This is a genomic window from Vibrio sp. ZF57, assembly GCF_001691235.1.
In the GTDB taxonomy this organism is placed as follows: domain Bacteria; phylum Pseudomonadota; class Gammaproteobacteria; order Enterobacterales; family Vibrionaceae; genus Vibrio; species Vibrio crassostreae_C.
In genome coordinates this window covers 1-2417 of sequence record NZ_MAKD01000125.1, presented here as the reverse complement: position 1 = coordinate 2417, position 2417 = coordinate 1, and the positions used below count along the sequence as shown (strand labels likewise).

Sequence of the window (2417 nt, the reverse complement as noted above, 5' to 3'; positions counted from 1 at the left end):
AGTACCACATAAGTGTGGCAGATCCTCGGTAGGGGGAATCCATGTCATTCGTTAGGCTAAAGGAGATAATCATGCGTGATTCATATATAGCGTTTTTAGATCGTATGGGGCTGACAAAGGATGACTTTTTCGAATTTGGGCTTAGCGAAACAATTTATGCAGAAGAGAATCAAGCAAGTCAGTGCTGGGCTGATCTTAAAAAGCGCATCGAAACAAATCAGACTGTATACATACGAGGGTTCGGTCGGAATGCTAGCGGTACGCATTTATTTCAAAACCTTTATTCGGAAGTGCTCGGAAATCGTAATGTGGTGAAAGATTCAACGAATAATGCCGAACCGACCAAACTAATCAGACAGTTAACAGGTTTTTCAAAAACAACAAGTAAGCAATATCAGCCATTGAGAAACTATCAAATATCACACGTATTTGGCAGGACCAAAAACGTATATGCTTTCACAGCTCCTTGGAACATTGTTTATGTACCAAAGTTAATTGATCCTTTCACTGGCCATGAAGCAAAAGGAGAGATGGTTGATGAATATACAGTATTGTTTCAAAAATCAGTTTTTGAGCGTTTTGAAAAGTACATTAACGAATTTAATTGTCTTATGACTAACTCAGAGTTTCTTGCTTCTTTGGATGAACACGTCAATAGGCTCCGAGATTCAAACGATGTGTCAGATGATATCGTAAATAAAATGTGCAAAGCTATTACTGAAGAGTTCGCGCCTATAGAACTTTAGCCTAACAATCTGTTTAAGAATGATTCGCAACGCTTGGCACCTTTGCTATGCGTTGCGTTTTGTGTTTAAGGTAGTCTGCGGTGGCATCGGTATTGCGTTGCTCACACCTTAACAGGGCTACATGTGACAAAGTGTTCGAGCACCTATGCCTATCTAGGCGCAACTTACTAAGGAATCAGATTTTGAAAAAAATAATATTACATGTGTTCTTAATGCTATTCGTATCGGCTAAGGCGATTGCTGCGACACCTGTCGATCTCAGTAATTATAAAGTTGCTGAGTCTGATGTAGCTTTTGGGAACATTACAAAACTAGCGGAAATAAATACCTTCTTTCATTTTCCTGTGGGAGAGTTCGATTTAAACAATCAAACCGTCGTTCGTATGAACCAGGATACAACCTATAGCGGAGCTATAGTCAATGTTTCTAAAGGAGCGTCAATTACATTACCAGAAACCAATGGTCGTTATATGTCTGCTATGGTCGTTCAAAATGACCATTACATCGACCAGGTTTTTACTACACCGGGAACACATGAAATCAAGGCTGACACCGACTTTGTTATGGTTGCCGTTCGCACCCGAATTAATCCTAACGACCCTGAAGATATTGCCCAGGTTCAGGCTTTGCAGAAGCAAATAGCGATTTCGGCTGAAGCAACGGAACCACATGTATTGCCAGAGTACGATATGGAGCAACTCATTGCACTTAGAGACAAACTGGCGGCTGAGGCAGCCCAAAAAGGTTCTCTAAATAATATGCAAGGCGCTCGTGGAACTGTCGATGAACATATGCACCTATTAGGTACTGCAGCTGGCTGGGGGCTATTGCCAGATGAGAATGCACGATACCTATCCTACGCGCAGCAAGACGGTAAAGGTTGCTTCACGGCAAATTACAAAGTTCCACCTTTCAATACAGGCGGTTTCTTCTCTATTACTATGTACAACGCTGATGGCTGGATATTTGACAAGAAAGCTATTCTGAATGAGTACAATATCGATTTTAATAGTGACGGAACTTTTGACGTGAACTTTGGAGGCTGTGGTGAATCAGCCAAGAACAATCTTCCAATAGTAGATGGCTGGAATTTCCTCATGCGCATCTATGAGCCTGATTTAGAAAGTCTGGATAAGTACACGATGCCAACGCCGAGCAAAGTCAAGTGAGCGTTGAAAAAATCACATAACAAACGCATGCAGTCGGACCAAATGCCCGCTACGCGGCCATTTGGTCGCTGATGCAAGGCGTTAGTTGGTACCGCTAATAAGAGTAATATTTTATTGTAAGCGCGGTGTATTCTAAATTGGCTTTGCATGTGTTTCGCTCAGTTTTCGCCATTCACTTTTAGGTGATAACCAGCGAAAATCAGCCTCATTTGTCAATTTAAGGTTTAGTGTGTTCGCTTCAATGAGTTTAATTGAGTGGCTCAAAGTTCAACTTTTTGTACGTAGCGGTACTGGGTGCTTTTTAATTCTCATTTCTACTCATTAAATTCATGTGTTGTTGGTAAGGTAAATATGTTTAACTATCAACAACTAACAAGGCATTCAAACGGACAAAAAACAGTTGGTTGTTTTCACTCCGTTCAACATTTTAACCAACAATTTTTTGCCACTTAATGAGGCTACATGGATTCCCCCGGTTGTCAAACATCCGCTAAACTTATGT

At 40.9% G+C, this 2417-nt stretch carries 2 protein-coding genes; both read left to right on the top strand.

Going from position 1 to position 2417, the window contains the following annotated elements; all coding sequences use genetic code 11:
• Positions 1-71 precede the first annotated feature (71 nt).
• Positions 72-746 (top strand): hypothetical protein, encoded by a 675-nt coding sequence (locus A6D97_RS19120; RefSeq protein WP_198929241.1) that lies wholly within the window; start codon positions 72-74, stop codon positions 744-746.
• 182 nt (positions 747-928) lie between these two features.
• Positions 929-1915, top strand: a complete 987-nt coding sequence (locus A6D97_RS19115; protein WP_017064049.1) for a DUF1254 domain-containing protein — start codon at positions 929-931, stop codon at positions 1913-1915.
• The last annotated feature ends 502 nt before the right edge of the window (positions 1916-2417 follow it).